Below are 265 nucleotides of genomic sequence, written 5' to 3'. Positions count from 1 at the left end.
GTAATAAACTGTGTAATTGCAAATGAAATACCTGCTACAAGTAACGCAGGCCACGTTTGTTTTACCCATTTAAACACATCCATTAAAAATACGATGAAGAACGGAACAAATAATGATAGAAACGGTAACTGATGTCCAGCCATTTGTCCGATTTTATGTTGATCAATACCCGTTACTTGTCCAGCAACTGTAATCTTAATTCCCATCGCTCCTAATGCTACCGGTGCAGTATTTGCGATTAAACAAAGACCATACGCATATAAAG

The 265-nt window shown here is 37.4% G+C and carries 1 protein-coding gene; it reads right to left on the bottom strand.

What is annotated here, in order from left to right; genetic code table 11:
- Positions 1–265: L-lactate permease (locus JDS92_RS30265; protein WP_199633060.1), on the bottom strand; the 265-nt coding region annotated here is incomplete at both ends.

It is taken from the genome of Bacillus cereus group sp. N12, from assembly GCF_016483575.1.
Taxonomy (GTDB): Bacteria; Bacillota; Bacilli; order Bacillales; family Bacillaceae_G; genus Bacillus_A; species Bacillus_A toyonensis.
This window is presented reverse-complemented; position numbering and strand designations above follow the sequence as displayed.